The organism is Nonomuraea sp. ATR24 (genome assembly GCF_041950485.1).
Lineage (GTDB): Bacteria > Actinomycetota > Actinomycetes > Streptosporangiales > Streptosporangiaceae > Nonomuraea > Nonomuraea ceibae.
Map to the genome: position 1 here is coordinate 120,348 of NZ_JBGNUU010000012.1, position 24,286 is coordinate 144,633.

The window sequence follows — 24,286 nt, forward strand, 5'->3', positions numbered from 1 at the left end:
GGGACCCTCATCACACACCCGGGGCGCGGGCGCTGTCGAGCGGCCGGGGGAGCGGCAGGGCGTGCACGACGTCCAGCCGCGACACCGCCCGGGTCAGCGCCACGTACAGCAGGTTGAGCCCGCGCGGCCTGCTCGCGGCGATGGCGGCGGGCTCGCACACGACCACGTGGTCGTACTCCAGCCCCTTGGCCGTGGACGCGGCCACCACGGCGAGCCGGCCGCCGACGTCGAGCCCGTCGTCCCACAGCGCGGCCGTGACCTTCTCGGCGGCGTCGTCGGCGGCGATCACGCCGATCGAGCCCTCGAACTCCAGCGCCTCCCGCGCCGCCGCCGTCACGCCGCTCTCCAGCCGGTCGGCGCGGATCAGCCGCAGCCTGCCGTCGGAGCGGTGCGAGCGGGTGACGGGCACGTCGGCGTCGAGCGCGGGCAGCAGCCGGTTGGCCAGCTCGACGACCGTGGCGGGCACCCGGTAGCCGGTGGTCAGCTCGACGATCCGGCCGTCCGGCTTGCCCAGGAGCTCCAGGTGCCGGGCCCAGGAGCGGGCCGCCCACGGGGTGGTGCCCTGCGCCAGGTCGCCGAGCACGGTGAGCGAGCCGTGCTCGCTGCGCCGGGCGACGGCCCGGCACTGCATCGGGGACAGATCCTGCGCCTCGTCCACGATGACGTGGCCGTAGCCGCGCGGCCGTTCCAGCAGCCCGGCCAGCTCGTCGAGCAGCACCAGGTCGGCCTCCGTCCAGCGGGCGCCGCGGTGGCCGCGCGGCGGGCGCTCCCAGGTGACGGCCGCCCGTTCGGCGTCCGTCAGCGCGGTGGCGGGGGAGCGGCCGCTCAGCACCTCGAACAGCACCTCCTCCGGCCGCACGGTCGGCCACACCGCGTCAAGGAACGGCGTCACCGCCCGCCCGGCCTTACGGGTCCAGGCGGCGGTGGCGCTGAGCCCGCGCGCCTCGGCCTGCCGCCGCACCAGCTCCACCACGCGGGCGCGGACCCGCTCGCGGCCCGTCAGGTACGGCAGCGCGTCGCGGCGGGTGTCGTCCACGATCCGCCGCAGCTCGGCCTCGCCGACCCGCCAGGTGGCCGAGCCGTCGGGCACCGCCAGCGGCTCGACCGGCTTGCGTACGCGCGCGTACAGGGCCTCGCGCAGCACCTCGGCCATCCGGGCGTCGTGCTTGACCAGCGCGGCGGCCGGGCTGTCGGCGGCCCGCACCGGGGCGGAGGCGAGCAGCCGCTCCAGCGTGGTCTGCTCGACGTCCATCTCGCCGAGCGCGGGCAGCACGGCGGAGATGTAGCCGAGGAAGGCCCGGTTGGGGCCGAGCACGAGCACGCCGCCGCGTTCCAGCCGCTGGCGGTGCGCGTACAGCAGGAACGCGGCCCGGTGCAGGCCGACGGCGGTCTTGCCGGTGCCGGGCGCGCCCTGCACGCAGATCGACTCGGACAGGGCGGCCCTGACCAGGTCGTCCTGCTCGGGCTGGATGGTGGCGACGATGTCGCGCATGGGGCCGACGCGCGGCCGTTCGATCTCGGCGGCCAGGATGCGGCTGTCGCGCTGCTCCTCGCCCCGGTCGAGCCGCTCGTCCTCGTAGGAGGTGAGCGTGGTGCCGGACCAGCCGAACCGGCGGCGCACGGCCACGCCCTGCGGGTCGCGGGCGCTCGCCCGGTAGAAGGCGCGCGAGACCGGCGCCCGCCAGTCGACGACGACCGGCGGGCCGCCGTGCTCGCCGCTGATGTGCCGCCTGCCGAGGTGGTAGCTGCGGCCGGGATGGTCGGCCGAGCCCGGCCCGAAGTCGAGCCGGCCGAAGAACGGCGGCCCGTCCGGCTCCTCGCCGAGCTGCTTGGCCAGGCTCTTCAGGTGGCGGCCGAGCCGTTCGGCGCTGTAGCGGTCGCCGGCGACGGTCTCGCCGACGACGACGTTCTCGCGGGCGGCGTCGAGCATCCTGCGCAGCCCGGCGGCGCAGCGCTCGATGTGCCTGCGCTCCTCGTCGAGTGTGGTCATGGCACCTCCTGCGTTAACTCGGTTAATAGATTGACCAGGTTAACACTTTGGTAGGGTGGGCCCATGACGGGACTGCGGGAGCTTCAGCGGCAGCGGGTGCGTGAGGCCATCTCCTCGGCGGCCATCCGGCTCTTCCTGGCGCGCGGCTTCGACGAGGTGCCGGTCACCGAGATCGCGGCGGCGGCGCAGGTGTCCAAGCCGACGCTGTTCAAGTACTTCCCGACCAAGGAGGACCTGGTCCTGCACCGCATCGCCGACCACCGGGGCGAGCCGGCCCGCGTGGTGCGCGGGCGGGGGCCGGGCGAGTCGCCGGTCGCGGCCCTGCGCCGCCACTTCCTCGACGGCCTGGCCCGCCACGACCCCGTCACCGGACTGAACGACCATCCGGAGGTGATGGGCTTCCACCGGATGGTGTTCGGCACGCCGAGCCTGGGCGCGCGCGTGTCCACGTACGTCGAGCACGACGAGCGGACGCTGGCCGAGGCGCTGACGGGGCCGTACGACGAGCTGACCGCGAGCCTGCTGGCCGCGCAGGCGCTCGCCGTCCAGCGAGTGCTGGCCCGCCGCAACTGGCGGGCGCTGGCCGACGGCGTGCCGCTTGCCGAGCTGGAGCCGGAGGCCGTACGCGCCGCCGGGGTGGCGTTCGGCCTGCTGGAGCCCGGCCCCGCCTGAGAGGTCAGCCGATCCAGGTCTCGTGCAGGTGCGCCCAGCGCAGGGCACCGCCCTCGCGGCGCAGCACCGCCGTCGCCCGGCGGCCCCGCCCGCGCTGCCACTCCTCGTAGGCGGCCACCACCAGCGGCCCGGACCCCGCCACCACGCGGGCGTCGCGGATCTCCACGCGCAGCCCCGGGTCCGCCCCGCGCGCCGCCGCCACCTCCGCCAGCACCCGCTCCCGCGACAGCGCCTGGCCGTCGGGCGTGACCAGCGTGAAGTCCGGCGCGTGCGCCTCCGCGAACGCCTCGAACCCGCCCGTCCCGGCCAGCCAGCGTTCGATCACCCGGTGATGCCGGACGATCTCCGCGCCGACCATCCAGTCACGCGGCGGCGTCAGCGCCAGCCCGTGCCAGGGATCGGCCGCGAACAGCCCGGCCGGGCGGGCCGCGCCGATCCAGCGGTAGGTGGCCGCCACCTCACGGGCGACCTCGGCGCCGAGCGCCCCGGCCAGCCCGGCGGCGAACGCGTCCACGTCCAGCTCCTCGTAGCGGGCCCCGGCGGCGGCGGCCAGCTCGGCCCCCGTCACCGCCTCCGGGCCGCCCGCGTCGACCACGCCCGCCAGGCCGTCCCGCGTCAGCGCCGCCACCGTGATCGCGCCCAGGTCCGCATGGCTCAGCCACGCCACCGGCAGGTCGCCCGGCAGCGGGTAACGCAGCACCCCGTCCTCCAGCACGCCCGGCATGAGCAGGTTGTCCAGGTAGAGCGCCGGTCGCAGCACCACGACCGGCAGCCCGGACGCCAGCATCGCCCGCGCCGCCTCCCGCCGCGTGTCGAACGCGGCCACCCCCGTCTCGGCGTCCGGCAGCCGGTTGCCCGTGGCGAACACCAGCCGCCGCACCCCGGCCGCCCGTGCCCCCTCGATCACGTTGCGGGTGTACGCGCGTACCAGGTCCGGCTCGTACACCAGCGGCAGCGTCACCGACGCGTGCGTGACGCCGTCGAAGGCCGCCTTCACCCGCGCCGCGTCCCCCAGCTCGCCCGCGAACGCCTCCACCCCCTCCGGGACCCGCTCCGTGCGGGCGAAGCCGCGCACGGCGTGCCCCTCCGCGACCAGCCTGCGCGCCACCGCGCCCCCCTGCGCGCCCGTGGCGCCGAACACCAGGAATCTCATGGGTCCAGCCTCGCGCCGATCCCCGATACGCTCGATAAAGCGACCTCCACCGATGTTTAAGGATCGTCCGGATGGATTTGCTGAGCGAGCTTCTGGCACCCCTGCGCCTGCGGGCCGTCTTCCACAGCCGCTGGACCGTGCGCGCCCCCTGGGGCGTGGCCGGCCCGGCGGAGCGGTGCGCGCTGATCCACTACGTCCAGGACGGCGGCTGCGCCGTGGAGCTGCCCGCGCTGCCCGCGCCGGTCCGGCTCGCCGCCGGGGACCTGGCCGTGTTCCCGCACGGCGCCGCCCACCGCCTCGCCGACGCGCCCGGCCGCCCGGCCGTCCCGCTGGAGAGCCTGCTGCCCGCCCGCGACCCCGGCGCGACCGGCGCCGTCCGCATCGACGGGAGCGGTCCGGCCACCACCATGCTCTGCGCCGGCCTGCACTACGACGAGCCCGCCCCGCCGCTCTACCGGGCGCTGCCGCCCGTGCTCGTGCTCGGCCGGGCCGCCGTCGCCCGGCAGCCGCTGCTCGCGGGCACGCTGGCCGGGCTGGCGCGGGAGTGGGACGGCGACGAGCCGGGGCTGCCCCTGGTGGCCGTGCGCGCCTTCGAGCTCGCCTTCGTCCTGGCCCTGCGCGCCGCCCTGGCCGAGCCCGAACCCGGCCCGGAAGGCACATCGGGGGGTGCGCCCGTTCTGCGGGCGCTGCGCCACCCGGCCGTCGGGGCCGCGCTGCTGGCCGTGCAGACCCGCTACGCCGAGCCGTGGACCGTCGAGACACTGGCCGCCGAGGCCGGGCTGTCCCGCTCCGCCTTCGCCGCGACCTTCCGCGAGCTCGTCGGCGAGACGCCCATGCGCCACCTGACCGCCCGCCGCATGCACGAGGCCGCCAGGCTGCTCACCGCCACCCGGCTCCCGCACGCCGCCATCGCCCACCGCGTCGGCTACGGCTCCACGGTGGGCTTCCACCTGGCGTTCAAGCAGTGGTACGGCACGACGCCCGGCGGCTACCGCAGCTCGGCCACCCCTTCCAGCAGCCGGTCCACGTCCGGGCGATCGTTGTAGTGGACCAGCCCGACCCGCACCGCGCCGCTCTCGCGGATGCCGAGCACGCCGGTCAGCTCCCAGGCGTAGTTGTGCCCGTTCCACACGTTCACGCCGCGCGCCGCCAGATGCTCGGCCACCTGGCGCGGGGTGCGCCCGGCGACGGTGAAGTAGGCGGTGGCCGTCCGCCGGGCCGGCTTGCCGTACAGGGTGACGTGCGGCATCGTCTCCAGGCCCGCCAGCAGCACCGCGAACAGCTCCATCTCGTGCGCCTCCGCCGCGGCCAGCGAGGCGGTCAGCCGCTCGCGCCGCGTCCCCGTGCCCGGCACCAGGCCGGCCAGGTGGTCCACGGCGGCGCTCACCCCGGCCAGGTCCGCGAACGGCGCCGTGCCGCGCTCGAACCGGTCCGGCACCGTGTCCGGCGCGGGGGCCAGCTTGTCCGGCCGGATCGTCTCCAGCAGCGCCGGATCGGCGACCACCGCGCCGACGTGCGGCCCCGACCACTTGTAGGCGCTGGTCGCGTAGAAGTCGGCGCCGAGCGCCCGCATGTCGACCGGCCCGTGCGCGGTGGCGTGCACGCCGTCGACGTACGTGAGCGCGCCCGCCTCGTGCGCCAGCGCGCTGATCGCGGCCACGTCGGGCCGGGTGCCGAGCACGTTGCCCGCCGCCGTCACCGCCACCAGCCGGGTGCGCGGCCCGATGAGCCGGGCGTACTGCTCCACCGGCAGCTCGCCGGTCACCGGATCGACCTCCGCCCACCGGACGGTCGCGCCGGTCGTCGTCCACGGCCGCACGTTCGCGTCGTGGTCCAGCCGCGACAGCACGACCTCGTCGCCGGGGCCCCACCCGCGTGACAGCGCGCCGGCCAGCCGATAGGTGAGCGTCGTCATGTTGGGCCCCAGGATCACCCCGTCCGGGTGCCCGCCGACCAGGTCGGCCACGGCCTGGCGGCAGGCCGCCACGATCGCCTCGGAGCGGCGGGCGGCGGGGAACGCCCCGCCCGCGTTGCCGAGGCCGCCTCGGTAGGCCCCGGCGATGGCGTCGATCACCGGCTGAGGGACCTGCGTGCCGGCGGCGCCGTCCAGATACGCGTGGCCGTCGGCGAGAGCGGGGTAGGCGGCTCGTACAGCTTCGATGGGGAAAGGCATGATGTGTTCATGCTCAGCCTGCGCGCCCTCAACCGGGCCACCCTGGCCCGCCAGCACCTCCTGCGACGCCACGAGGGCAGCGCGGCCGACGTCGTGCACCGCCTGGCCGGTCTCCAGGCGCAGGAGCCGCGCCCGCCGTACCTGGGCGTGTGGACCCGGCTCGCCGGGTTCGGCCGCGACGAGCTGCACCGCGACCTGCACGCCGGCACGCTCGTCCGCGCGACGCTGCACCGCGCCACGCTGCACCTGGTGACCGCCGGCGACTACGCCGCGTTCCGGCCGCTGCTGCACCCGGTGCTGGCCGCCGCCGCCCGCCGCTTCGAGGGCGTCGACGCCGACGCCGTGGTGGCCGCCGCCGCGCGGCTGCTCGCCGAGGGGCCGCACACGTTCAACGAGCTGCGGCCGAAGCTGCTCAAGGAGTTCCCCGAGGCGGACCAGCGGCACCTCGGCTACGCGGTGCGCATGCTGATGCCGCTGGTCATGGTGCCGACGCAGGACCGGTGGAGCTTCCCGCGCGACCCCGCCTTCGCCCCGGCCGGCGTCACCCTCGACCCGGCGCCCTCGGCGGAGGCGTTCGCCGAGCGCTACCTGGCCGCCTTCGGCCCCGCCACCGCCGCCGACCTCCAGGCGTGGTCCGGGCTGGGCGGCCTGGCCCCCGTCCTGGACGGCATGCGCGACCGGCTGGAGGTGCTGACCGGCGAGGACGGCAGGGTCCTGTACGACCTGCCGGACGCGCCCCGGCCGGGCGGCGACGTCCCCGCCCCGGTGCGGTTCCTGCCCGACTTCGACACGCTCGTCCTCGGCCACGCCGACCGCAGGCGCATCGTCGCCGACGAGCACCGGGGCCTGGTCACGACCAAGAACCTGCGGGTACGCGCCACGTACCTGATCGACGGGTTCGCCGCCGGGACGTGGCAGATCAAGCGCTCGGGCAAGAAGGCCAGGCTGATCGTCACCCCGTTCGCGCCGCACCGGCCGGACATCCTGGAGGAGGAGGCGACGGCGCTGCTGGCCTTCGCCGAACCCGATGCCACACAGCGCACGCTCGAAGTCGCGGAGGACTGACATGGCCCAGCTGACCGCCCTCGACGCGGGATTCCTCCACTTCGAGACCGAGACCAACGTCGCCAACATCGCCGGCCTGGCCGTGCTCGACGGCCCCCTCGACCGCGCGAGCCTGCAGTCCCTGCTGGAGGCCCGGCTGCCGCACGTGCCCGCGCTGCGCCGCAAGCTCGCCCGCGTCCCGTTCGACCTGGACCACCCGTACTGGGTGCGCGAGGACGACCTCGACCTCGACTACCACGTGCGCGAGATCGGCCTGCCGCCGCCCGGCGACGACCGGCAGCTCGCCGAGCAGGTGTCGCGGCTGCACCCGCGCCGCCTGGACCGCAGCCGGCCGCTGTGGGAGATCTACCTCATCCACGGCCTGGCCGGCGGCCGCACCGGCCTCTACACGAAGATCCACCACGCGGCCGTCGACGGGATCGGCGGCGCCGACGTGCTGGCCGCGCTGCTCGACCTCGGCCCCGAGCCCGCGCCGCCGCCCTCGGGCGAGCCGGAGCCCGACGCGCCGCTGCCACCCCGCGCCGAGATGCTGGCGCGCGGCCTGGCCAGGATGGCCCGCAACCCGGCGCAGGCGGTGCGGTTCGCCGCCCGGGCGGTGCCGCACCTGGACGAGATCCCCGTCCTGTCGTGGCTGCCCGGCAGCAGCGTCGCCGCCCGGCTGGCCCGCAAGGCGGCCGGCACCGGGCAGGCGCCGGAGCTGCCCGTGCTGCCCGCGCCGCGCACCCCGTTCAGCGGCCCGGTCTCCCGGCACCGCCGCTTCTCGTTCGTCTCGCTGCCGCTGGAGGAGGTCAAGGCGGTGCGCAAGGCGTTCGGCGTCACGGTCAACGACGTGGTGATGGCCGTGTGCGCGGGCGCGCTGCGCCGCTGGCTGGCCGCGCACGGCGGCGTCCCGCGCCAGCCGCTGATCGCCGGCATCCCGCTCTCGCTGCGCGCCGCCGGCGACGAGGCCCCCGGCAACCAGGTCGCGATCATGACCGCGCCGCTCGGCGTGCACCTGGAGGACCCCGCCGCCCGGCTGGCCCAGGTGCGGCAGGCGATGCGGCGGATCAAGGACCGGTTCTCGCTGTCGCCGGCCCGCTGGCTGCGCGAGTTCAGCGAGTCGATGCCCGCCGCCCTCATGGGGCTGGCCGCCCGCTCGGCGTTCGAGCTCGTCGGCCAGACCGCGCCGCCCATCAACGTGGGCGTCTCCAACGTGCCGGGGCCGCAGTTCCCGCTGTACGTGTGCGGGGCGCGGCTGCTCAGCCTCTACCCGGTCTCGGTGATCACCGACGTGAGCGGCGGCATCAACATCACCGCGTTCTCCTACGACGGCTCGCTCGACATCGGCGTCATCACCGACCGCGACATGGTGCCCGACGCCTGGGAGCTGGCCGCCGACCTCCGCGCCGCCCTCGACGAGCTCCTTAACGCGGAACCTCCCTTGCCGCGATAGTCCCTACCGTGGGCGTCATGACGCCGAACAGCCGCGTACTCGACCGTCGCACGCTCAACCGCACGACGCTCGACCGCCAGCTCCTGCTCGCCCCCTCGGCCATGACGCCCGCGCAGGCCGTCGAACGGCTGGTCGCCCTCCAGGGGCAGGACGTCAACCCGCCCTACTACGGCCTCTGGTCGCGGCTGTCGTCCTTCACCCAGGACGACCTCACCTCCCTGCTCCACAGCAGGCAGGTCGTGCGCGGGTCGCTGCTGCGCGCCACCCAGCACCTGACGCTGGCCGGCGACTACGTGTGGCTGCGCCCGCTCCTGCAGCCGCGCCTGTCACGCGGCCTGCGGGGCGCCTTCGGCGGCGCGCTGCGCGACGTCGACCTCGACGAGCTCGCCCGCCTGGCCCGTGCCCACCTGACCCGGGCCCACCTGAAGGGGCGCACCCTCACCCGCACCCAGGTGCGCGACCTGCTCGCCGAACGCTGGCCCGGCGTCGACCGGCTCGCGCTCAACTGGACCGTCCAGGCCGTCCTCCCCGTGATCCACACCCCGCCCAGCGGCGAGTGGAACCGGGGCGGCGCCGTCCCGTTCACGCTCGCCGAGGAGTGGCTCGGCCGCCCCCTCGACACCGCGCCCCCGGTGGAACGCCTGGTCACCCGCTACCTGGCCGCCTTCGGCCCGGCGGGCGTCATGGACGTGCAGGCGTGGTCCGGGCTGACCCGGCTGCGCCCGGTGATCGAGGCGATGGACCTGCGCGCCTACCGCGACGAGGACGGGCGCGTCCTGTACGACCTGCCGGACGCGCCGCTGGCCGACCCTGAGACACCCGCGCCCGTACGGTTCCTGCCGTACTTCGACAACCTGATCGTCGCCTACGCCGACCGGTCCCGGCTCATGACCGCCGAGCGGCGCAAGGCCGTCTGCGTGGGCGCGGTCATCCACCCGACGTTCCTGGTCGACGGCGTCGTCGCGGGCATGTGGGACCTCAAGGACGACACTCTGACCTTGCGCCCTTTCCGGCCGTTGCCCGGCCCGGTCATGGAGGAGCTGACCGCCGAGGGGGAGCGGCTGCTGGCCTTCGCCGGTGAGAAGGACGCGGCGATCGCGCTTGACCTCATCCAAAGTTGAGGTTGGAGGCTGGGTTTACCGAAACGGACACCGACTCCGAGGAGTGAACCCTGTGCGTGCGATCCAGGCGCGTGAATTCGGCGGACCCGACGTGCTCGCCGCCACCGAGCTGCCCGACCCCGTCGCCGGCCCCGGCCAGGTCGTCATCGGGCTGGCCGCCGCCGACGTCATCTACCTCGACACCCTGCTGCGCCGAGGCTGGGGCGTCGAGATGTTCCCCAGGACGCCCCCGTACGTGCCCGGCACCGGCGGCGCGGGCACCGTCCTGTCCACCGGCGAAGGCGTGGACCCGGGCTGGACCGGCCGGCGCGTCGTCGCCAGCCTCGGCAGCGGCTACGCCGAGCAGGTCGTCGCCGGCGTCGAGGAGCTCACCGAGCTGCCCGGGAACGTGAGCTTCGAGCAGGCGGCCGCCGTCCTGCACGACGGCGTCACCGCGCTCATGCTCACCCGGCTGGGACCCCCGGAGAAGGACGAGTGGGTGCTGGTGACCGCCGCCGCCGGAGGCGCCGGATCGACGCTCGTGCAGCTCGCCCGCGACGCCGGAGCCCGCGTCGTCGCCGCCGCCCGGGGCGAGCGCAAGCTCGGCCTCGCCCGCGAGCTGGGCGCCGAGCACGCCGTCGACTACAGCGAGGAAGGCTGGCAGGAGCGCGTCCGCGACCTGACCGGCGGCGGCGCCCGGCTCGTCTTCGACGGCGCGGGCGGCGGGCTCGGCCGCGCGGCTTTCGAGGCCGTCGCCGACGGCGGCCGGTTCGTCAGCTACGGCACCGCCGACGGCGGGTTCACCGAGGTCGACGCCGAGGAGGCCGCGCGCCGCCGCGTGGACGCGGTCAACGCCCTCGCGTCGGGGCCGCCCGACCCGGCGGACTCCAGGGCGTGGCTCGCCGAGGCGCTCGACCTGGTCGCCCGGGGCCGCCTGCGCCCGGTCATCGGCGCCACCTTCCCGCTGGAGCGGGCCCGCGACGCCCACGTCTCGCTGGAGGAGCGCCGCACGATCGGCAAGTCGCTCCTGCTCGTCGGCCCGGACCGGCCGGCGGCCCGGTAGCGGCTCAGCCCAGGTAGTCGCGCAGCGCCATCGCCCGTGACGGGTGACGCAGCTTGGACATCGTCTTGGCCTCGATCTGGCGGATGCGCTCGCGCGTCACCCCGTAGATGCGCCCGATCTCGTCCAGCGTCATCGGCTTGCCGTCGACCAGCCCGTAACGCATCGAGATCACCCCCGCCTCCCGCTCCGACAGCTCGTCGAGCAGGGCGCGCAACTGCTGCTGGAGCAGCGTGAAGGAGACGGCGTCGGCGGGGGAGACCGCCTCGGTGTCCTCGATGAGGTCGCCGAACTCGCTGTCGCCCTCCTCGCCCAGCGGCGTGTGCAGCGAGATCGGCTCGCGGCCGTAGCCCTGCACCTCGACGACCCGCGCCGGGTCGAGCTCGGTCTCGGCCGCGATCTCCTCGGGGGTGGGCTCGCGGCCCAGGTCGATCTGCAGGCGCCGCTGGGCCCGCGCCACCTTGTTGATCAGCTCGACCATGTGCACCGGGATGCGGATCGTCCGCGCCTGGTCGGCCATCGCCCGGGTGATCGCCTGCTTGATCCACCAGGTGGCGTAGGTGGAGAACTTGTAGCCCAGGCGGTAGTCGAACTTCTCGATCGTGCGGATCAGCCCCAGGTTGCCTTCCTGGATCAGGTCGAGGAACAGCATGCCGCGGCCCGTATAGCGCTTGGCGATCGACACCACGAGCCGCAGGTTGGCCTCCAGCATGCGGCGCTTGGCCCGCTCGCCGTCGTCGGCGATCCACTCCAGGTCGGCCCGCAGCTCGCGGTCGAGGCCGGGCTCGGTGTCGAGGCGCTCCCTGGCGAACAGCCCGGCCTCGATCCGCTTGGCCAGCTCGATCTCCTGATCGGCGGTCAGGAGGGGCACCCGCCCGATCTCCTTCAGGTATGTCTTGACGGAATCGGCGCTGACGGACACGCCGTCAGCGGGGGTTTCGTCCAGTTCGAGAGCCTCTGCTGTTTGGGTCAAGACAATCTCCTCGCTCGGGTCGGACGGGATCGGGCGTCACAGGGGCGGGCCATCGACCTCCAAAGCGCGTCTTCCCCTTCAAGCTACCCAACGCCTACGACAGGTTGTGACCGCCGTCTCAGAGTCGGCCCAGGCCGGCTCACAGGACAGCACTCACGGACATCCAGGCCGCCGTCGCGTCGTCGTGGCGCTTGCCGCTGACCGGGCCGCGCTCGCGCTCCAGGCGGCGCACCTCGGCGATCAGCGCCTCCGGCTCCCGCGCCCCCTCGACCAGGTCCGCCCAGGCGCGCCCGTACCAGTCGGCCAGCCGCGTGACGCCGTCGGTGAACAGGGCGACCCCGCTCAGCCCGGCGGCCTCGACCGTGCCGGTCAGCGCCCGCGCGGCGGCCGACGGGCAGGTGCTCGCCACCCAGAAGCCGCCCGGCCGGTTGCGCAGCGACGACACGAGCTCCACCGAGTACGGCCGCCCGCCCGGCAGGCGGTCGAGCCGGTCGTCGCGCAGCATCGTCACGCCGCCGTCGCGCCCCCGCAACCCGATCGCCGAGTCGCACAGCACCAGGTAGTCGAGCCGGTCGCCGCGCAGCCGGGCCAGCGCGGCCGTGGCCGACGGCGAATCGGGGTTCGACAGGTCGCAGGTGCCCGCGTGCCGCGCCATCACGTCCGCGATCGCCCCGGCCAGCACGTCCGCCAGCGGCTCGCCGCCGTCCATCCGCGCCGCCACCCCGGTGGCCAGCGCCCGCACCAGCCACCGCACGTCGTGCACGCAGCCGGACGGGACGTCGGGCGGCGCGCTCGCCCCGTCGAACAGCGCCACCCACGACGGCCCGGCGACGACGTAGTCCTCGTTGCGGTGCTCGCCGCCCCGCGCCGGGGCGGCGGCGGTCGCGTAACGGACGTGTGGCATCGAACTCCCAGCGGGTGCTCCGCCGCCCAGAAAGCCTGGGCAAACGGGCATCCAAGATTTTCACGTGAGCCGAGGGCACGGCCGGGTAGCTGACTTACATTCCCATCATGAAGGCCCAGTCCACTGACTTTTGGCGGTGCCCCTCGTGACACGCCCCCGTTCGAGCCTGGCGCACCAGGCGTCCTACGCGCTCAGGCACCCGCACAAGGTGATCCCGCACCTGCGGCGGCTGGCCCGCGACACCTGGCTGCGCCTGCACAGCCGCGACCACATCTCCTACTACCGGGCGGTCATGCGGTCCGACACGGCGCGCAGCCCCGAGGGCGCGGTCGGCTCCCACACGCACAAGCGCTGGCTGGCCCTGGGCCAGATGCAGTTCGACTACCTGCTGGAGCACGGGCTCAAACCCGAGTGCCGGATGCTGGAGATCGGCTGCGGCAACCTGCGGGCCGGCCGGCTGTTCATCGACTACCTGCACACCGGCAACTACTACGGCATCGACATCTCGCCCGACATCCTCATGGCCGCGCAGGACACCGTCGCCGACCACGGCCTGCGCGACAAGCTGCCGCACCTCACCCCGGTCCGCGACCTGCGCTTCGCGTTCCTGCCGGACGAGCACTTCGACGTCGTGCACGCGCACAGCGTCTTCTCGCACTCGCCGCTGGAGGTGATCGACGAGTGCTTCGCCCACGTCGGGCGGATCATGCGGCCCGACGGCTGGTTCGACTTCACCTTCGACCGCACCGAGGGCAAGGAGCACCAGGTGCTGCGCGAGGACTTCTACTACCGCACCGAGACGCTGGTGCGGCTGGCCGGGCAGCACGGGCTCGACGCGGTGTTCATGGACGACTGGGAGCGCACCCCGCACAAGCAGTCGAAGATCCGGGTCACCCGCAGGAGCTGACCGCCGGTGTCCTAGGGTGGCGCGCGTGAGAGACGTACGCCTGCTGCCCAAGGCCCACCTGCACGTCCACCTGGAGAGCACCGTACGCCCGGAGACCGTGCGCGACCTCGGCGGCGAGGCCCTGCCCGGACAGGGGGCCGAGCGGGGCTTCTCGAGCTTCCGCGAGTTCGCCGACCGCCGGGCGCTGGTGCGCGGGCTGCTGCGCACCGCGGACGACTTCCGCCGGATCGCCCTGGAGTTCTGCGCCGACGAGGCCGCCCAGGGCACCGGCTACGCCGAGGTCACGTTCACCGCCGCCTCCCACGGCGAGCGGCTCGGCGCGCCGGAGATGCCGCTGGAGGCGGTGCTCGACGGCCTGGCCGAGGGCGGCTCCCGCTACGGCGTCGAGTGCCGCGTGCTGCTCGACCACTCGCGCCGCCGGCCCGTCGAACGGCTGTGGGCCACCTTCGAGCTGGCCCGCCGCTACGACGCGGTGATCGGCATCGGGCTGGCCGGTGACGAGAGCCATCCGCTGGCCCCGTTCGCCGAGGTGTTCGACACGGCCAGGGACGCCGGGCTGCGGCTGGTGCACCACGCGGGCGAGTTCGCCGGGCCCGCCAGCGTCCGCGAGGCCCTCACGCTGGGCCACGCCGAGCGGCTGGGCCACGGCATCCGCGTGCTGGAGGATCCGTCGCTGGTGGCGGAGCTGCGCGAGCGGGGCGTCCCGCTGGAGGTGTGCCCCACGTCCAACGTCCTGCTCGGCATCGTCCCCTCGCTCGCCGCCCACCCGCTGCCGCGGCTGCGCGAGGCGGGGCTCGCCGTCACGCTCAACACCGACGGCGAGAGCGAGCTCGCCGCCGAGTACGCGCGGGTCCGGGAGGTCTTCGGGTACGGGGACGAGGTGCTGGCGGAGCTGACCCTGGCCGGGATCGACGCCTCCTTCGCCCGCCCCGAGCTCAAGGAACGCCTGCGCTCGGGGGTCAAGGAGTGGCTGGCGGCCTGAGCCTCCCCGCCCGGTTCGTAAACGATCGCGCGGCAGCCTGACGCCCCTGCGCGGCCGCCGTGGCCGGCACCGTCCTTCCGCTCGGACGCGTACCGTCACCCGCCGCCGAGCTGCCGGTCGCCCGCACGCGCGGACGGCGCGGGCGTACGGCCGCACCACGCGGGACGGTCTCGCGACAGAAGGCGGCATCGCGGCGGGCCGTCGCGCCGCCCCGGCGGAGCGCGGTGGATCCCAGACGCAGCGCCAGGCCCGGGAGCGCGCCACGCGGCACGCCCGCGCGGGCGCCCGGTCCCGGTGGGCCGGCACGGGCGCGCGGCGGCCTCCGTGCGGCCTCGCCGGCGCGCGGCGGGTGCAGGCGGGACGGGCCCGGGTATGCGGCTGGCCTGCCATCGCGGAACTCCTCGCACAGGGCTGTCCCAGAGGGCGTACCGCCGGATGCCCGGCCTCAAGCCCAAAAACGGGCCAAGAATGCGCCTAGGCGTGCGGACCGACGGTCACCGTGCCGACGGTGAGCCGCGCCCGGGCCTCCAGGATGGCACCCACCCGGTCCACCTGCTCGCGCAACTCGCCGAGCCGGCCCGCGTCCAGCTCGCGCAGCGGCTCCACCGTGACGTCGATCCGCGACCCGGAGCGGCGCTGGTGCCACACCCCGGCCACCTGCCCGTCCACGAGCAGCACCGGGTAGTTGCCCGCCTGCCCGCCCGAGAGCGCCCGCCCCGCCGCGGCCCCCGCGTACAGCAGCTCCCTGGGCCGCCCCGCCACCACGTACGCGTCGAAGTACGGCAGCAGCCGCACCCCGGACGGCGGACCGGCCGGGACCTCGGTGTCGCCGGGCAGCACCCACGCCGGGGACCCCTCGAACGACACCTCCTCCAGCCCCGCCGAGGCGAACAGCGCGACGGCCCACGCCTTCGGCGCGCCCAGCCAGCGGGCGAACTGCTCCGGGGTCGCGGGCCCGTACGCGTGGAGGAAGGCGCGCAGCGGCCCGTCGTCGCCGGCGGCGCGCCGGAAGCCCTCCGGCGGGGCGGTGTAGGTGACCTTGCGGCCCCGCGCCGGGCCGAACACGAACGCGCCCCGGTGTGCCGCCACCCCCAGCGCCTGCCGCCAGCGCGGCCACATGCCCTGGAACGCCGGCATCACCAGGTCGCCCGCCCACGGCCCGGTGGCGGCGATCACGGCGTCGCTCAGCTCGTCGATCGTCAGGTGCGTGCCGTCCACCGCCTTCGCGATCGCCGCCACCACCTCCTCGACCTGCTCGGCCGTCATCCCCCTCTCGCCCGGGAACAGGGCGTTCCCGGCGGGCGGCGAGGACAGCATCCCGGTCCACGCGGGCAGGTCGCGGGCGGGCAGCAGGTGCACGGTGCCGCGCGGCCCGTGCGTCTTGACCAGGCTGCGCTCCTCCCACAGCGCCGCCCGCACGTCCGCGCGCGTGGCGTCCCGCAGCCGGAGCGCGATCGACAGCTCGGCCGCCGACATCACCTGCGCGTGCGCCCCGCACATGGCCGCGACCATCTCGGCGGGCGTCGCCGCGGCCGGCTCGGCCAGCCCCGCCCTGGCCAGCCGCCGGGCGCTGACCTGACGCCACGTCATCTCCACCATCACGCACTCCTTCGTTCCGTATGCCGCCACCGTAGTGACCAATGCGGAAGAATCGCTTCCGCGATGCGGGCGTTTGACAACTTATTTTTTCGGTGCCATCGTGGGCCCCATGCACGAAGTCGCAGTGATCGAGGACGCCGAGGCGGCCGAGGCGTCGCTCGACCCCATGCGCTCCAGGCTGCTCGCCGAGCTGGTCGAGCCCGGTTCGGCGACGACCCTGGCCGCCAAGGTCGGCCTGGCCCGGCAGAAGGTCAACTACCATCTGCGCACGCTGGAGAAGCACGGCCTGGTCGAGCTCGTCGAGGAGCGCAAGAAGGGCAACGTGACCGAGCGGGTGATGCAGGCCAAGGCCGCGTCGTTCGTGATCTCGCCGCTGGCGCTGGCCGCCGTGCAGCCCGACCCGGCCCGGTCGCCTGACCGGCTGTCGGCGCGCTGGCTGCTGGCGCTGGCCGCCCAGCTCGTCCGCGACGTGGGCGCGCTCATCTCCGGCGCGACCGAGGCGCGCAAACGGGTGGCCACGTTCGCCATCGACGGCGAGGTGCGGTTCGCGTCGGCGGCCGACCGGGCGGCGTTCGCCGAGGAGCTGACCCAGGCCGTCACCACCCTGGTTGCGAAATATCATGACGAATCGGCCGAGGGCGGCCGCGATCACCGCCTGGTCCTGGCCGTGCACCCCTCGGTCAAGGAGGGCTGACATGGGCCACGAGTTCAAGATCCCCCAGGAGGCCCTGGTCGAGGCCACGCCCGAGCAGGTGTGGGAGGCCATCGCCACCGGGCCGGGCATCGACGCCTGGTTCATGGGCCGCAACGAGGTGGACGGCGGCGTGGTCCGCACCGCCTTCGGCGGCGCCGCCCTGCCCGGCTCCGTCGTCACCACGGCCGACGCGCCGCACCGCTTCACGCACGGCTCCGAGCCCGCCCCCGACGGGCGCTTCGTCGCCTACGACTTCCTGATCGAGGGCCGCGACCGGGGCAGCACCTCCGTCCGCCTGGTCACCAGCGGCTTCCTGCCCGGCGACGACTGGGAGGGCGAGTACGAGGCGATGTCCACCGGCCTCGCGCTGTTCTTCGCCACGCTCGTCGAATACCTCGGCCACTTCGCCGGGCGGGCCGCCACGCCGGTCACGGAGTTCGGGCCGCCCGTCACCGACTGGCCGCGTGCCTGGCGGACCCTGTACGAGGAGCTCGGCGACCCCCGGCCGGGCGACAAGGTCTTCCTGGAACCCGCCGGTCAGACGGGCGTCGTCTACTTCGCCAACGCCCAGACCCTCGGCGTGCGCACCGGCGCCGGCCTCTACCGGTTCATCCAGGGCCGGGGCGGCTCGATGGTGGCCTCCCACCACCTGTTCGGCGGCCCCGCCGACCCGGGCCCGGCCTGGCGCTCGTGGCTGGAGCGGCTCTACGGCTGAGCCATGAGCGCGGCCAGGGCCCCGGCCAGGGCGTCCTGGTCGAGCGGGTCGTCGTTGACGAGCGCGTGCAGGACGGCGCCGTCGACGAACACAGCGGCCCGGCGCGCCGCCTCGGGGCCGACGTGCGCGGCCAGGACCTCGGTCAGGCCGTCGTTCCACGCCCGGGCCAGCGGCCGCAGCTCGGGCCGGTGCCCGGCGGCGGCGTACATCTCGTTCCACGTCACCATCCGGTCGCGCTCGCGCAGGTAGGCGGCGGTGAGCGCGGCCAGCGTGGCCGGCACGTCGGCGGCGGAGGCGAGCTCGCCCGCCCAGCGGCGCAGCCACTCGGCGGTCAGCTCGGCGGCCGCCTCCAACGCGGCCGCGACCAGGTCGCCGAGCGTCTTGAAGTAGTACGTCGTGGCGCCCAGCGGGACGTCCGCCCGCGCGGCCACCAGCCGGTGCGTCAGCCCGCCCACCCCGACCTCGGGGATCAGGTCGCAGGCGGCTTCGACGATGCGGCGGCGGCGCTCGGCCGGGTTGCGCGCGGCGCTCAATGGGCACCGCCGAGCTGGAGGGTGACCACCCCGGCCACCACGAGCGCGACGCCGATGACCTTGGCCCAGTTCAGCGGCTCGCTCAGGAACAGGACGCCGATGACCACGATCAGCGTGGTGCCCAGCCCCGACCACACGGCGTAGGAGAAGCCCACGCCCAGCCCCCGCGTCAGCGCCTGGGTGAGCATGTAGAACGCGGCGGCGTACGTGGCCAGGCAGCCGAGCGTCGGCCACAGCCTGGTGAACCCCTCGGTCGACTTGAGCAGGCTGGTGGCCAGCACCTCGGCGGCGATGGCGAGGGCGAGGAACAGATAAGCCATGACGGCCCCTCCGGACTAGTACGTCTGTACATGTACAAGCGTACTAGAAAGTTTGCGAGCCCGGACCGCCAGCACCGCCGGGACCGGGCCGCCCGACTCGGCGAACCGCTCCGGCGTCAGCCCCGCCGCAACGAAGGCGTTCAGCAGCTCCGCCACCGGCCAGTGGCTCGCGCCCACCTTCGCCCGCACGCCCTCGCCCGTCCACGACTCCTTCGTCCAGTGCCGGTCCAGGTAGCCGGGGCGGATCACCACGGCCTCCGGGTCGCCCCGGTCGGCGAACCCGCCGCAGAAGCACGGGTGCAGCCCCACGTGCACGAGCACGCCGCCCGGCCGCAGCACCCGGGCCGCCTCGCGCAGCACGGCCGGATAGTCCGGCATGTCGGTGTGCGCCAGCACCGCGACCGCCGCCGGCAGGCAGGCGTCACGGACCGGCAGCTGCGCCGCGTCGCCCCGTACGGCCGGCAGCCGGTCGCGGGCATGCCGCAGCATCCCGGCCGACAGGTCGACGCCCGCCGGGGTCCAGCCCAGCCCGCGCAGCGCCGCCGCGTGCACGCCGGTGCCGCACCCGATCTCCAGGCACGCGCCCCGGCCCTCGCCCAGCAGGTCGCGCAGCACCTGCTGGGCGCCCAGGGGGTCACCGGCGGTCAGGAACACCCCTTCGTACCAGTCCGCGATCTCGTCATAGGCAGCGTCCATCCTCCGAGCCGACCACGCGGGCGGTGGCGCGGCCAGAGGTTCCGCCGACGGCTTACGGCGCGCCGAACAGGTCGTCGCGGGCCGTCGACAGCCCGGTCGCCACGGCGCCGCGCAGCACCGGGTTGTCCTCGATCGCCGTGACCCGCACCTCGACGGGCACCGGCGCGAGCCCCGCCAGCCGGTCGGTCACCAGGGCGGCCAGCTCGCCGCCGCCCGCCCGGCCGACCTCCCCGGCGAGCACGACCAGGCCGGGGTCCAGCAGCGCCACCGCCGGGAACACCGCCGCCGCCACCCGCGCCGCCACCTCGCCGGCCGCCAGCCCGCGCAGGGCCGCGCCGTTCAGCACGTCGCACAGCGGCCTGCCGCCGGCGTCGAGGAAGCCGATCTCGCCCGCGCCCCCGGACACCCCCCGGCGCAGCCTGCCGTCCAGCACCACGGCCGCGCCCACTCCGTCGTCCAGCCACAGCAGCACGAAGTCGGCGCGCCCCGCCGCCGCGCCCTCCCGGTGCTCGGCCAGCGCCGCCAGGTTCACCTCGTTCTCCAGCACCACCGGCCCGTCCAGCCGGGACCGCAGCTCCCGCAGCACGCTGCCGCGCCAGCCCGGCACGTCGTTGAGCCGGGACAGGTCGCCGGTGCGCGGGTCGACCAGGCCGGGCGCGCCGACCACCACCGCGTGCAGGGGCCGCCCCCCGGCCGCCTCGGCCACCGCGCCGGCGACCAGCTCGGCGATGTCACCCGTGTCACCCGTGTCGCCCGTCCTGTTGGCGCCGTCGCCGCCCGCCCCCACCTCGCGCCCGGCGGTGCCGGTGATGGCGCCGGTCAGGTCGGCCACGGTCACGGTGACGGCGTCGCGGCGCACGTCCACGCCGGCCACGTGCGCCCGCCCGGCCACGATCCGGTACAGGCGGGCGTTCGGCCCCCGCCGGTGGCCCCCGGCCTCGCCGCCCGCCTCGATCAGCCCGCTGGCCTGCAGCCGCTCGATCAGGTCGGAGACCGTCGGCCGCGACAGCCCGGTCAGCGCCCTGATCTGCGGCGCGGTCAGCGGCCCGCGCTCCAGCAGCAGGTCCAGGGCCAGCCGGTCGTTGATGGCCCGGGCCGTACTCGGTGTGGCGGTGCGCACGTTGCCCCTCTATTCATTAGGAACCCTGCCTGATAATTTACCTCGCATGAAACACCCCCATCATCGTGCGATCGCCGGGGTCTTCGCGGTCCACGGCGCCGTCGGCGGCAGCCTGGCCACCAGGATGCCGTGGATCCAGGACCACCTCGGCCTCGATCCCGCGGTGCTCGGCCTGGCGCTGCTGTGCCCGGCGCTCGGCGCGCTCGTGGCGATGCCCACGGCCGGGCGGCTCGCCCACCGCTTCGGCGGGCGGGCCGCCACCCGGGCGCTGCTCGCACTGTGGGGGACGGCGCTCGCGCTGCCCGCGCTCGCTCCCGGCCTGCCGTGGCTGTGCGCCGCCCTGCTCGTGTACGGGGCCGCCGCCGGGGCCTGCGACGTGGTGATGAACGCCCAGGGCGTCGTCGTCGAGCGGCGGCTGGGCCGGTCGATCATGTCGGGCCTGCACGGCATGTGGAGCGTCGGCAACTTCGCCGGGGCCGGCGCCGGGGCGGCGGTCGCGGCGGCGGCGATCGACGCGCGGGCGCACCTGGCGCTCATGGCCGGGGCGCTGCTGCTGGCGGGGCTGGCCGTGACGCGCGGACTGCCCGACGTGCGGCCCGAGCCGGGGGAGCAGGCGCCGCCCCGGTTCGCGGTGCCGTCGCGGGCGATCCTGGCGATCGGCCTGGTCGGGCTCTGCGCCACGGTCACCGAGCTGTCCGGGGCGCAGTGGGCCGCCGTCTACACCGTCGAGGTCACCGGTGCGGGCGAAGGGCTCGGCGCGGCCACGTACGCCGTCTTCGCCGCGTTCATGGTCGTCACCCGGCTGTGCGGCGACGCGATCGTGCGGCGGCTGGGGCCGGTGCTCGCGGTGCGGGGCGGGGCGGCGCTCGCCACGGCGGGCGCGCTCGTCGTCGCCACCGCCCACGTCCCTGCGGCGGCCGTGGCCGGGTTCGCGCTCGTCGGCGTCGGGGTGGCGGTCACCGTGCCGCTGGTGTTCGCCGCCGCCGGGAACGCGGGGCCGACACCGGGGCAGGGCGTCGCCGGAGTGGCGACGATCACGTACCTGTCAGGGCTGGCCGCGCCCGCCGTCACCGGCTGGGTGGCCGGAGCCACCTCGTTCCCGGTGGCGTTCGGGCTGCTCGCCTGCGTCACGCTCGTCATGGGCGCGGGCGCCGGCGTGCTGCGGCCCCGCCGGGAGCGGGCATGGGCCGGCGCCGGCCTGGAATCCCAGACCGGCGCCGGCGAGGCAGGTCAGTCGCGCCAGCCGTCGTAGCCGTCCCAGCCGCTGTCCTCCCAGCGGTCGGCGTTGTTCCAGCGGCCGAAGTCGCCGTAGTCGCCGCGGTCGTCGTCGTTGTCCCGGTTGTAGTAGTGGTGGTGGCCCTTGCAGGCCTCGAACAGCTTCGAGCCCGCCTTGACCGAGTTGTGGTCGACGTTGAGCCACGAACTGGAGCCTTCGGCGCCGTAGTAGCACACGTTCGAGCTGTCGCTGACGTCCGCCGCGGCCGGACCGGCCATGGCGGCCGCCGCCAGAAGCGCGCCCCCGGCGACGATAAGAATACCCTTCATGATCTCCCCTTGATCACGAACTGCCATTGAGTCGTCACTATACGTATCCATCCGGAGGAGTGATAACACGCCACGCCCAGGCGTCGATTGAGTATTACTCCTGGTCAGATACGCCCAAGTCAGGCCGCGGGCGTCACACGGACGCCCCGGCGCCACACGGCGGAGATCGCGCGGGTGTCCTTGATGTCGCGGGTGGGATCGCCGTCGACGAGCAGCAGATCGGCCAGCAGCCCGGCGGCCACCCGGCCCCGGTCGGTCAGGCCGAAGTGGCGGGCCGGGACGCTCGTGGCGGCGGCCAGCGCCTCCTCCGGCGTGAGCCCGGCCTGCGTGAGCAGCACCAGCTCGCGGTGCATGCCGGCGCCGTGCATCGGCGCGAACATGTTCGCGTCCGTGCCCGCCAGCAGCGGCACCCCGGCCCGGTGCAGCTCGCGGGCGGAGTGCAGGGCGTTGACCGACCCGGCCGTCGGCACCGGGACCGCCGACAGGTCGCGGCCGGGGACCGTCCTGAGCCGCTCGGGCAGCCGGGCGGCCACGCGCGGGTCGCGCACCAGCTCCAGGCCGCTCTCGTCGCCGGTGACGGCCTCGAAGTAGGACAGGGTGCTGACCACGTACACGCCCTGCGCGGCGATCCTGGCCGCCAGGTCCCCGGCCGCATCGCCGCCCGGCGCGGCGTCGCTGACGACGTGGGCCAGGCCGTCGATGCCCGCGTCGAGGGCCACCAGCGCGTCACGCACCGTGACGGCGTGCCCGATCGCCCGCAGCCCGGCCGCGTGCGCGGCCTCCACCAGCGCGGCCACGGTGCCCGGCGACAGCGTCGGCAGGCTCAGGCCGCCCGTCGAGCCGTCGTCGATCACGATCTTCAGGTAGTCGGCGCCCTGCTTCAGCCGCGCCTCGACGAACGCCTCGGCCTCGTGCGCCCCCGCCACCGTGTCGAACGGCCCGGCCGCGTCGCCCAGGTGGGCCAGGTTCGCCGCCTCGGCCGCCATGATCTGGCTCGGATGCCCGCCGGGGGCCGTCGCCAGCACGCCGGGGCTGCGGATGTCGGCCACGTCGTCCCGCTCGGCGGCGGCGCGGCGCTGCCTGGCCAGGTTCGACGGCAGGCAGAACATGTCCAGCTCCGTCGTCACGCCGAACGCCACCGCCTGGGCGAGCGCGCCGTCGAAGGCATGGGTGTGCGCGTCGATCAGGCCCGGGAGCAGCGTCTTGCCGGAGCCGTCGACGGTGACGTCCACGGGCGCGCCGTCGGGCTCGGCGATCCGCTCGCCGTCGATGAGCACGTCGGCCCGCTGGACGGTCCGCTCGCCGTCGAAAACCCGGACGCCGGTGATGAGAGTACGCAAGGTGGCCTCCAAAATGATTGGGGGCCTGATAGTAAGATGTCTAACTATTAGGGGTCAAATCGACAGCCTTGTCACCCTGGGCACCCCGCCAGGTGGTGGTTCACCGTGAGAGCGTTTCGCCCCAGGAGAGGAACGACATGGCAGACGGGTTCGCCGAGTACGTCGCGCAACGGCACGAACGCCTGTGCCGCACGGCGTACCTGCTCACCCGGGACTGGGCCGCCGCCGAGGACCTGGTGCAGACGTCACTGGTCAAAGCTTGGGCGGCCTGGCCCAGAATCGACGGCGACCCCGACCGGTACGTGTACCGGATCATCGCCAACACGCACGCCTCCTGGTGGAGGCGGCGCTGGCGGGGCGAGGTGCCCACAGAGGTGCTGCCCGACAGCCGCGCGCACGGTGACATCGCCCGGCCGGTCGCCGAGAGGGCGGCCCTGTGGGCGGCGACCGGCGCCCTGCCCCCGCGCCAGCGGGCGGCGATCGTCCTGCGTTACTTCGCCGACCTGCCCGTGGAGCAGGTGGCCGCCACCCTCGGCTGCTCCACCGGCGCCGTCAAGAAGCACCTGGCCAGAGGCCTGGCGCGGCTGCGGGTGGACCCGGCGGTGCACGACCTGGAACTGGAGGAGATCAGGTGACCCGCTACACCGAGCACGACCTGCGTACGGTGTTCGCCGACTACAGCGACGGCGGCCCCGGGCGGCCGCGCTCACCCCGCCTGGACGAGCTGGTCCGCCGCGGGCGCGCCCGGCGGCGGCGCGCCCGCACGACGACGGGCGCGCTGCTCGCGGGCGCGGCGGCCGCGCTCACCGTGTTCGTCACCGTGCCCTTCACGGGCGGCGGCGTCGACGCGGTACGGGTCGCGCCCGGCGTCGAACTGCCCGAGGAGATCACGGGCGGCAACCAGGAACGGCTGCGGCTGATCGCGTCGGCCGCCGGCGAGACCCTGGGCGACCACGTCACCGTGACGTTCCGGCCCACGAGCGTCCGCACCGCCTACTCCGTACGCTGCGCCGACCCTGACGCCTGGGTGCTGGTGCGGTCCGTCGGCGACGCCGACGGGTGGAGCGACCTGGGCCGCTGCGGGGAGCGGACCGGCCCCGGCCCGGACTCCCAGAACCACGCGGGCTCCGTCAGGCCTGACTGGCTCCGGGCGCAGCAGGCGATCGAGGTGTGGGTCTTCCCCGCCGGAGCTCCGGTCGGCGACCCCCGCTTCCACGGTCAGAAGCTCGTCGCCGACCCCGAAGCCCTGAAGAAGGTCGCGGGCACCCGGCCGGGCCGCTGGGCGGTCGCCGTCTACGACCAGCCCGGGTAGC

Annotated in this window: 24 protein-coding genes and 1 pseudogene; 13 read left to right on the forward strand and 12 right to left on the reverse strand. The window is 75.0% G+C overall.

The window, feature by feature from the left end; genetic code table 11:
• Nucleotides 1–10: 10 nt before the first annotated feature.
• A complete protein-coding gene (locus tag ACBI99_RS27285) occupies nt 11–1,990 on the reverse strand; it encodes a HelD family protein (RefSeq protein ID WP_375073810.1) in 1,980 nt (659 codons plus the stop codon).
• Between the two features lie 63 nt (nt 1,991–2,053).
• Between ACBI99_RS27285 and ACBI99_RS27290 the strand changes: the two genes are divergently transcribed.
• A complete protein-coding gene (locus ACBI99_RS27290; protein ID WP_219508102.1) occupies nt 2,054–2,662 on the forward strand; it encodes a TetR/AcrR family transcriptional regulator in 609 nt (202 codons plus the stop codon).
• A 4-nt stretch (nt 2,663–2,666) separates the two neighbouring features.
• On the opposite strand, the gene ACBI99_RS27295 is transcribed toward ACBI99_RS27290, so the two are convergent.
• Complete coding sequence (locus ACBI99_RS27295; RefSeq protein ID WP_246645467.1) at nt 2,667–3,815, reverse strand: NmrA family NAD(P)-binding protein; 1,149 nt, start codon at nt 3,813–3,815, stop codon at nt 2,667–2,669.
• Between the two features lie 71 nt (nt 3,816–3,886).
• On the opposite strand from ACBI99_RS27295, the gene ACBI99_RS27300 reads away from it, so the two are divergent.
• Complete coding sequence (locus tag ACBI99_RS27300) at nt 3,887–4,861, forward strand: AraC family transcriptional regulator (RefSeq protein WP_375073811.1); 975 nt, start codon at nt 3,887–3,889, stop codon at nt 4,859–4,861.
• On the opposite strand, the gene ACBI99_RS27305 is transcribed toward ACBI99_RS27300, so the two are convergent.
• A complete protein-coding gene (locus tag ACBI99_RS27305) occupies nt 4,804–5,988 on the reverse strand; it encodes a cysteine desulfurase-like protein (RefSeq protein ID WP_219508105.1) in 1,185 nt (394 codons plus the stop codon). The two genes, ACBI99_RS27300 and ACBI99_RS27305, sit on opposite strands and share 58 nt — an antisense overlap.
• 9 nt (nt 5,989–5,997) lie before the next feature.
• On the opposite strand from ACBI99_RS27305, the gene ACBI99_RS27310 reads away from it, so the two are divergent.
• The 4 genes from ACBI99_RS27310 to ACBI99_RS27325 are packed head-to-tail and all read left to right on the forward strand — an operon-like array spanning nt 5,998 to nt 10,648.
• Nucleotides 5,998–7,053 carry a winged helix DNA-binding domain-containing protein gene (locus tag ACBI99_RS27310; RefSeq protein WP_375073812.1) on the forward strand — a complete coding sequence of 352 codons (1,056 nt, stop codon included), beginning with the start codon at nt 5,998–6,000 and terminating at the stop codon, nt 7,051–7,053.
• Between the two features lies 1 nt (nt 7,054).
• The gene (locus ACBI99_RS27315; RefSeq protein WP_219508107.1) at nt 7,055–8,485 is read left to right on the forward strand and encodes a wax ester/triacylglycerol synthase family O-acyltransferase; all 1,431 of its coding nucleotides are present in this window, start codon (nt 7,055–7,057) and stop codon (nt 8,483–8,485) included.
• 17 nt (nt 8,486–8,502) lie between these two features.
• The gene (locus tag ACBI99_RS27320) at nt 8,503–9,606 is read left to right on the forward strand and encodes a winged helix DNA-binding domain-containing protein (RefSeq protein ID WP_375073813.1); all 1,104 of its coding nucleotides are present in this window, start codon (nt 8,503–8,505) and stop codon (nt 9,604–9,606) included.
• A 52-nt stretch (nt 9,607–9,658) separates the two neighbouring features.
• Complete coding sequence (locus tag ACBI99_RS27325) at nt 9,659–10,648, forward strand: zinc-binding dehydrogenase (protein ID WP_219508111.1); 990 nt, start codon at nt 9,659–9,661, stop codon at nt 10,646–10,648.
• A 4-nt stretch (nt 10,649–10,652) separates the two neighbouring features.
• Here ACBI99_RS27325 and ACBI99_RS27330 read toward each other — a convergent pair.
• Nucleotides 10,653–11,645 (reverse strand): annotated as a pseudogene (locus ACBI99_RS27330) (RNA polymerase sigma factor); the annotation flags it as partial.
• 112 nt (nt 11,646–11,757) lie between these two features.
• On the reverse strand, nt 11,758–12,522 hold the full coding sequence (locus ACBI99_RS27335; protein ID WP_375073814.1) for a protein phosphatase 2C domain-containing protein: 765 nt from the start codon (nt 12,520–12,522) through the stop codon (nt 11,758–11,760).
• 145 nt (nt 12,523–12,667) lie between these two features.
• On the opposite strand from ACBI99_RS27335, the gene ACBI99_RS27340 reads away from it, so the two are divergent.
• Together ACBI99_RS27340 and add are read left to right on the forward strand one after the other, a co-directional pair.
• A complete protein-coding gene (locus ACBI99_RS27340) occupies nt 12,668–13,429 on the forward strand; it encodes a class I SAM-dependent methyltransferase (protein ID WP_219508115.1) in 762 nt (253 codons plus the stop codon).
• Between the two features lie 25 nt (nt 13,430–13,454).
• Nucleotides 13,455–14,411: an adenosine deaminase gene (add, locus tag ACBI99_RS27345; protein ID WP_375073815.1), complete on the forward strand. Its 957-nt coding sequence runs from the start codon at nt 13,455–13,457 to the stop codon at nt 14,409–14,411.
• A 474-nt stretch (nt 14,412–14,885) separates the two neighbouring features.
• Here the strand turns inward: add and ACBI99_RS27350 are convergent, their stop codons facing one another.
• Nucleotides 14,886–16,010, reverse strand: a complete 1,125-nt coding sequence (locus ACBI99_RS27350) for a winged helix DNA-binding domain-containing protein (protein WP_357594019.1) — start codon at nt 16,008–16,010, stop codon at nt 14,886–14,888.
• Nucleotides 16,011–16,119: 109 nt separating this feature from the next.
• Between ACBI99_RS27350 and ACBI99_RS27355 the strand changes: the two genes are divergently transcribed.
• Nucleotides 16,120–16,704: a helix-turn-helix domain-containing protein gene (locus ACBI99_RS27355; protein ID WP_357594021.1), complete on the forward strand. Its 585-nt coding sequence runs from the start codon at nt 16,120–16,122 to the stop codon at nt 16,702–16,704.
• A 1-nt stretch (nt 16,705) separates the two neighbouring features.
• A complete protein-coding gene (locus tag ACBI99_RS27360; RefSeq protein WP_375073816.1) occupies nt 16,706–17,419 on the forward strand; it encodes an SRPBCC domain-containing protein in 714 nt (237 codons plus the stop codon).
• Here the strand turns inward: ACBI99_RS27360 and ACBI99_RS27365 are convergent.
• The 4 genes from ACBI99_RS27365 to ACBI99_RS27380 are packed head-to-tail and all read right to left on the reverse strand — an operon-like array spanning nt 17,410 to nt 20,088.
• Complete coding sequence (locus ACBI99_RS27365; RefSeq protein ID WP_375073817.1) at nt 17,410–17,952, reverse strand: TetR/AcrR family transcriptional regulator; 543 nt, start codon at nt 17,950–17,952, stop codon at nt 17,410–17,412. The genes ACBI99_RS27360 and ACBI99_RS27365 overlap by 10 nt on opposite strands.
• Entirely contained in the window at nt 17,949–18,272 is a 324-nt protein-coding gene (locus ACBI99_RS27370; protein ID WP_219508125.1) for a multidrug efflux SMR transporter, read from the reverse strand. Before ACBI99_RS27370 ends, ACBI99_RS27365 begins: the two co-directional genes overlap by 4 nt.
• A gap of 15 nt (nt 18,273–18,287) precedes the next feature.
• Nucleotides 18,288–18,968 (reverse strand): class I SAM-dependent methyltransferase, encoded by a 681-nt coding sequence (locus ACBI99_RS27375; RefSeq protein WP_357594027.1) that lies wholly within the window; start codon nt 18,966–18,968, stop codon nt 18,288–18,290.
• Nucleotides 18,969–19,020: 52 nt separating this feature from the next.
• Entirely contained in the window at nt 19,021–20,088 is a 1,068-nt protein-coding gene (locus ACBI99_RS27380; protein ID WP_375073818.1) for an ROK family protein, read from the reverse strand.
• A 46-nt stretch (nt 20,089–20,134) separates the two neighbouring features.
• On the opposite strand from ACBI99_RS27380, the gene ACBI99_RS27385 reads away from it, so the two are divergent.
• Nucleotides 20,135–21,340 (forward strand): MFS transporter, encoded by a 1,206-nt coding sequence (locus ACBI99_RS27385; RefSeq protein WP_375073819.1) that lies wholly within the window; start codon nt 20,135–20,137, stop codon nt 21,338–21,340.
• Here the strand turns inward: ACBI99_RS27385 and ACBI99_RS27390 are convergent.
• Entirely contained in the window at nt 21,319–21,633 is a 315-nt protein-coding gene (locus ACBI99_RS27390) for a hypothetical protein (RefSeq protein ID WP_219508133.1), read from the reverse strand. The genes ACBI99_RS27385 and ACBI99_RS27390 overlap by 22 nt on opposite strands.
• A gap of 119 nt (nt 21,634–21,752) precedes the next feature.
• A complete protein-coding gene (locus ACBI99_RS27395) occupies nt 21,753–22,973 on the reverse strand; it encodes an amidohydrolase family protein (protein ID WP_219508134.1) in 1,221 nt (406 codons plus the stop codon).
• 137 nt (nt 22,974–23,110) lie between these two features.
• On the opposite strand from ACBI99_RS27395, the gene ACBI99_RS27400 reads away from it, so the two are divergent.
• Both ACBI99_RS27400 and ACBI99_RS27405 read left to right on the forward strand, forming a co-directional pair.
• Nucleotides 23,111–23,608, forward strand: coding sequence for a SigE family RNA polymerase sigma factor (locus tag ACBI99_RS27400; RefSeq protein WP_219508137.1), 498 nt, complete (start codon nt 23,111–23,113; stop codon nt 23,606–23,608).
• Nucleotides 23,605–24,285, forward strand: a complete 681-nt coding sequence (locus ACBI99_RS27405; protein WP_375073820.1) for a hypothetical protein — start codon at nt 23,605–23,607, stop codon at nt 24,283–24,285. The genes ACBI99_RS27400 and ACBI99_RS27405 overlap by 4 nt, the downstream gene beginning before the upstream one ends.
• Nucleotide 24,286 lies beyond the last annotated feature (1 nt).

Bases quoted from the DNA above. Each gene is read 5' to 3' on its own strand.
- ACBI99_RS27285 (WP_375073810.1), bottom strand. From the start codon at position 1,990: ATGACCACACTCGACGAGGAGCGCAGGCACATCGAGCGCTGCGCCGCC.
- ACBI99_RS27290 (WP_219508102.1), top strand. From the start codon at position 2,054: ATGACGGGACTGCGGGAGCTTCAGCGGCAGCGGGTGCGTGAGGCCATC.
- ACBI99_RS27295 (WP_246645467.1), bottom strand. From the start codon at position 3,815: ATGAGATTCCTGGTGTTCGGCGCCACGGGCGCGCAGGGGGGCGCGGTG.
- ACBI99_RS27300 (WP_375073811.1), top strand. From the start codon at position 3,887: ATGGATTTGCTGAGCGAGCTTCTGGCACCCCTGCGCCTGCGGGCCGTC.
- ACBI99_RS27305 (WP_219508105.1), bottom strand. From the start codon at position 5,988: ATGCCTTTCCCCATCGAAGCTGTACGAGCCGCCTACCCCGCTCTCGCC.
- ACBI99_RS27310 (WP_375073812.1), top strand. From the start codon at position 5,998: ATGCTCAGCCTGCGCGCCCTCAACCGGGCCACCCTGGCCCGCCAGCAC.
- ACBI99_RS27315 (WP_219508107.1), top strand. From the start codon at position 7,055: ATGGCCCAGCTGACCGCCCTCGACGCGGGATTCCTCCACTTCGAGACC.
- ACBI99_RS27320 (WP_375073813.1), top strand. From the start codon at position 8,503: ATGACGCCGAACAGCCGCGTACTCGACCGTCGCACGCTCAACCGCACG.
- ACBI99_RS27335 (WP_375073814.1), bottom strand. From the start codon at position 12,522: ATGCCACACGTCCGTTACGCGACCGCCGCCGCCCCGGCGCGGGGCGGC.
- ACBI99_RS27350 (WP_357594019.1), bottom strand. From the start codon at position 16,010: ATGGTGGAGATGACGTGGCGTCAGGTCAGCGCCCGGCGGCTGGCCAGG.
- ACBI99_RS27355 (WP_357594021.1), top strand. From the start codon at position 16,120: ATGCACGAAGTCGCAGTGATCGAGGACGCCGAGGCGGCCGAGGCGTCG.
- ACBI99_RS27360 (WP_375073816.1), top strand. From the start codon at position 16,706: ATGGGCCACGAGTTCAAGATCCCCCAGGAGGCCCTGGTCGAGGCCACG.
- ACBI99_RS27370 (WP_219508125.1), bottom strand. From the start codon at position 18,272: ATGGCTTATCTGTTCCTCGCCCTCGCCATCGCCGCCGAGGTGCTGGCC.
- ACBI99_RS27375 (WP_357594027.1), bottom strand. From the start codon at position 18,968: ATGGACGCTGCCTATGACGAGATCGCGGACTGGTACGAAGGGGTGTTC.
- ACBI99_RS27385 (WP_375073819.1), top strand. From the start codon at position 20,135: ATGAAACACCCCCATCATCGTGCGATCGCCGGGGTCTTCGCGGTCCAC.
- ACBI99_RS27390 (WP_219508133.1), bottom strand. From the start codon at position 21,633: ATGAAGGGTATTCTTATCGTCGCCGGGGGCGCGCTTCTGGCGGCGGCC.
- ACBI99_RS27400 (WP_219508137.1), top strand. From the start codon at position 23,111: ATGGCAGACGGGTTCGCCGAGTACGTCGCGCAACGGCACGAACGCCTG.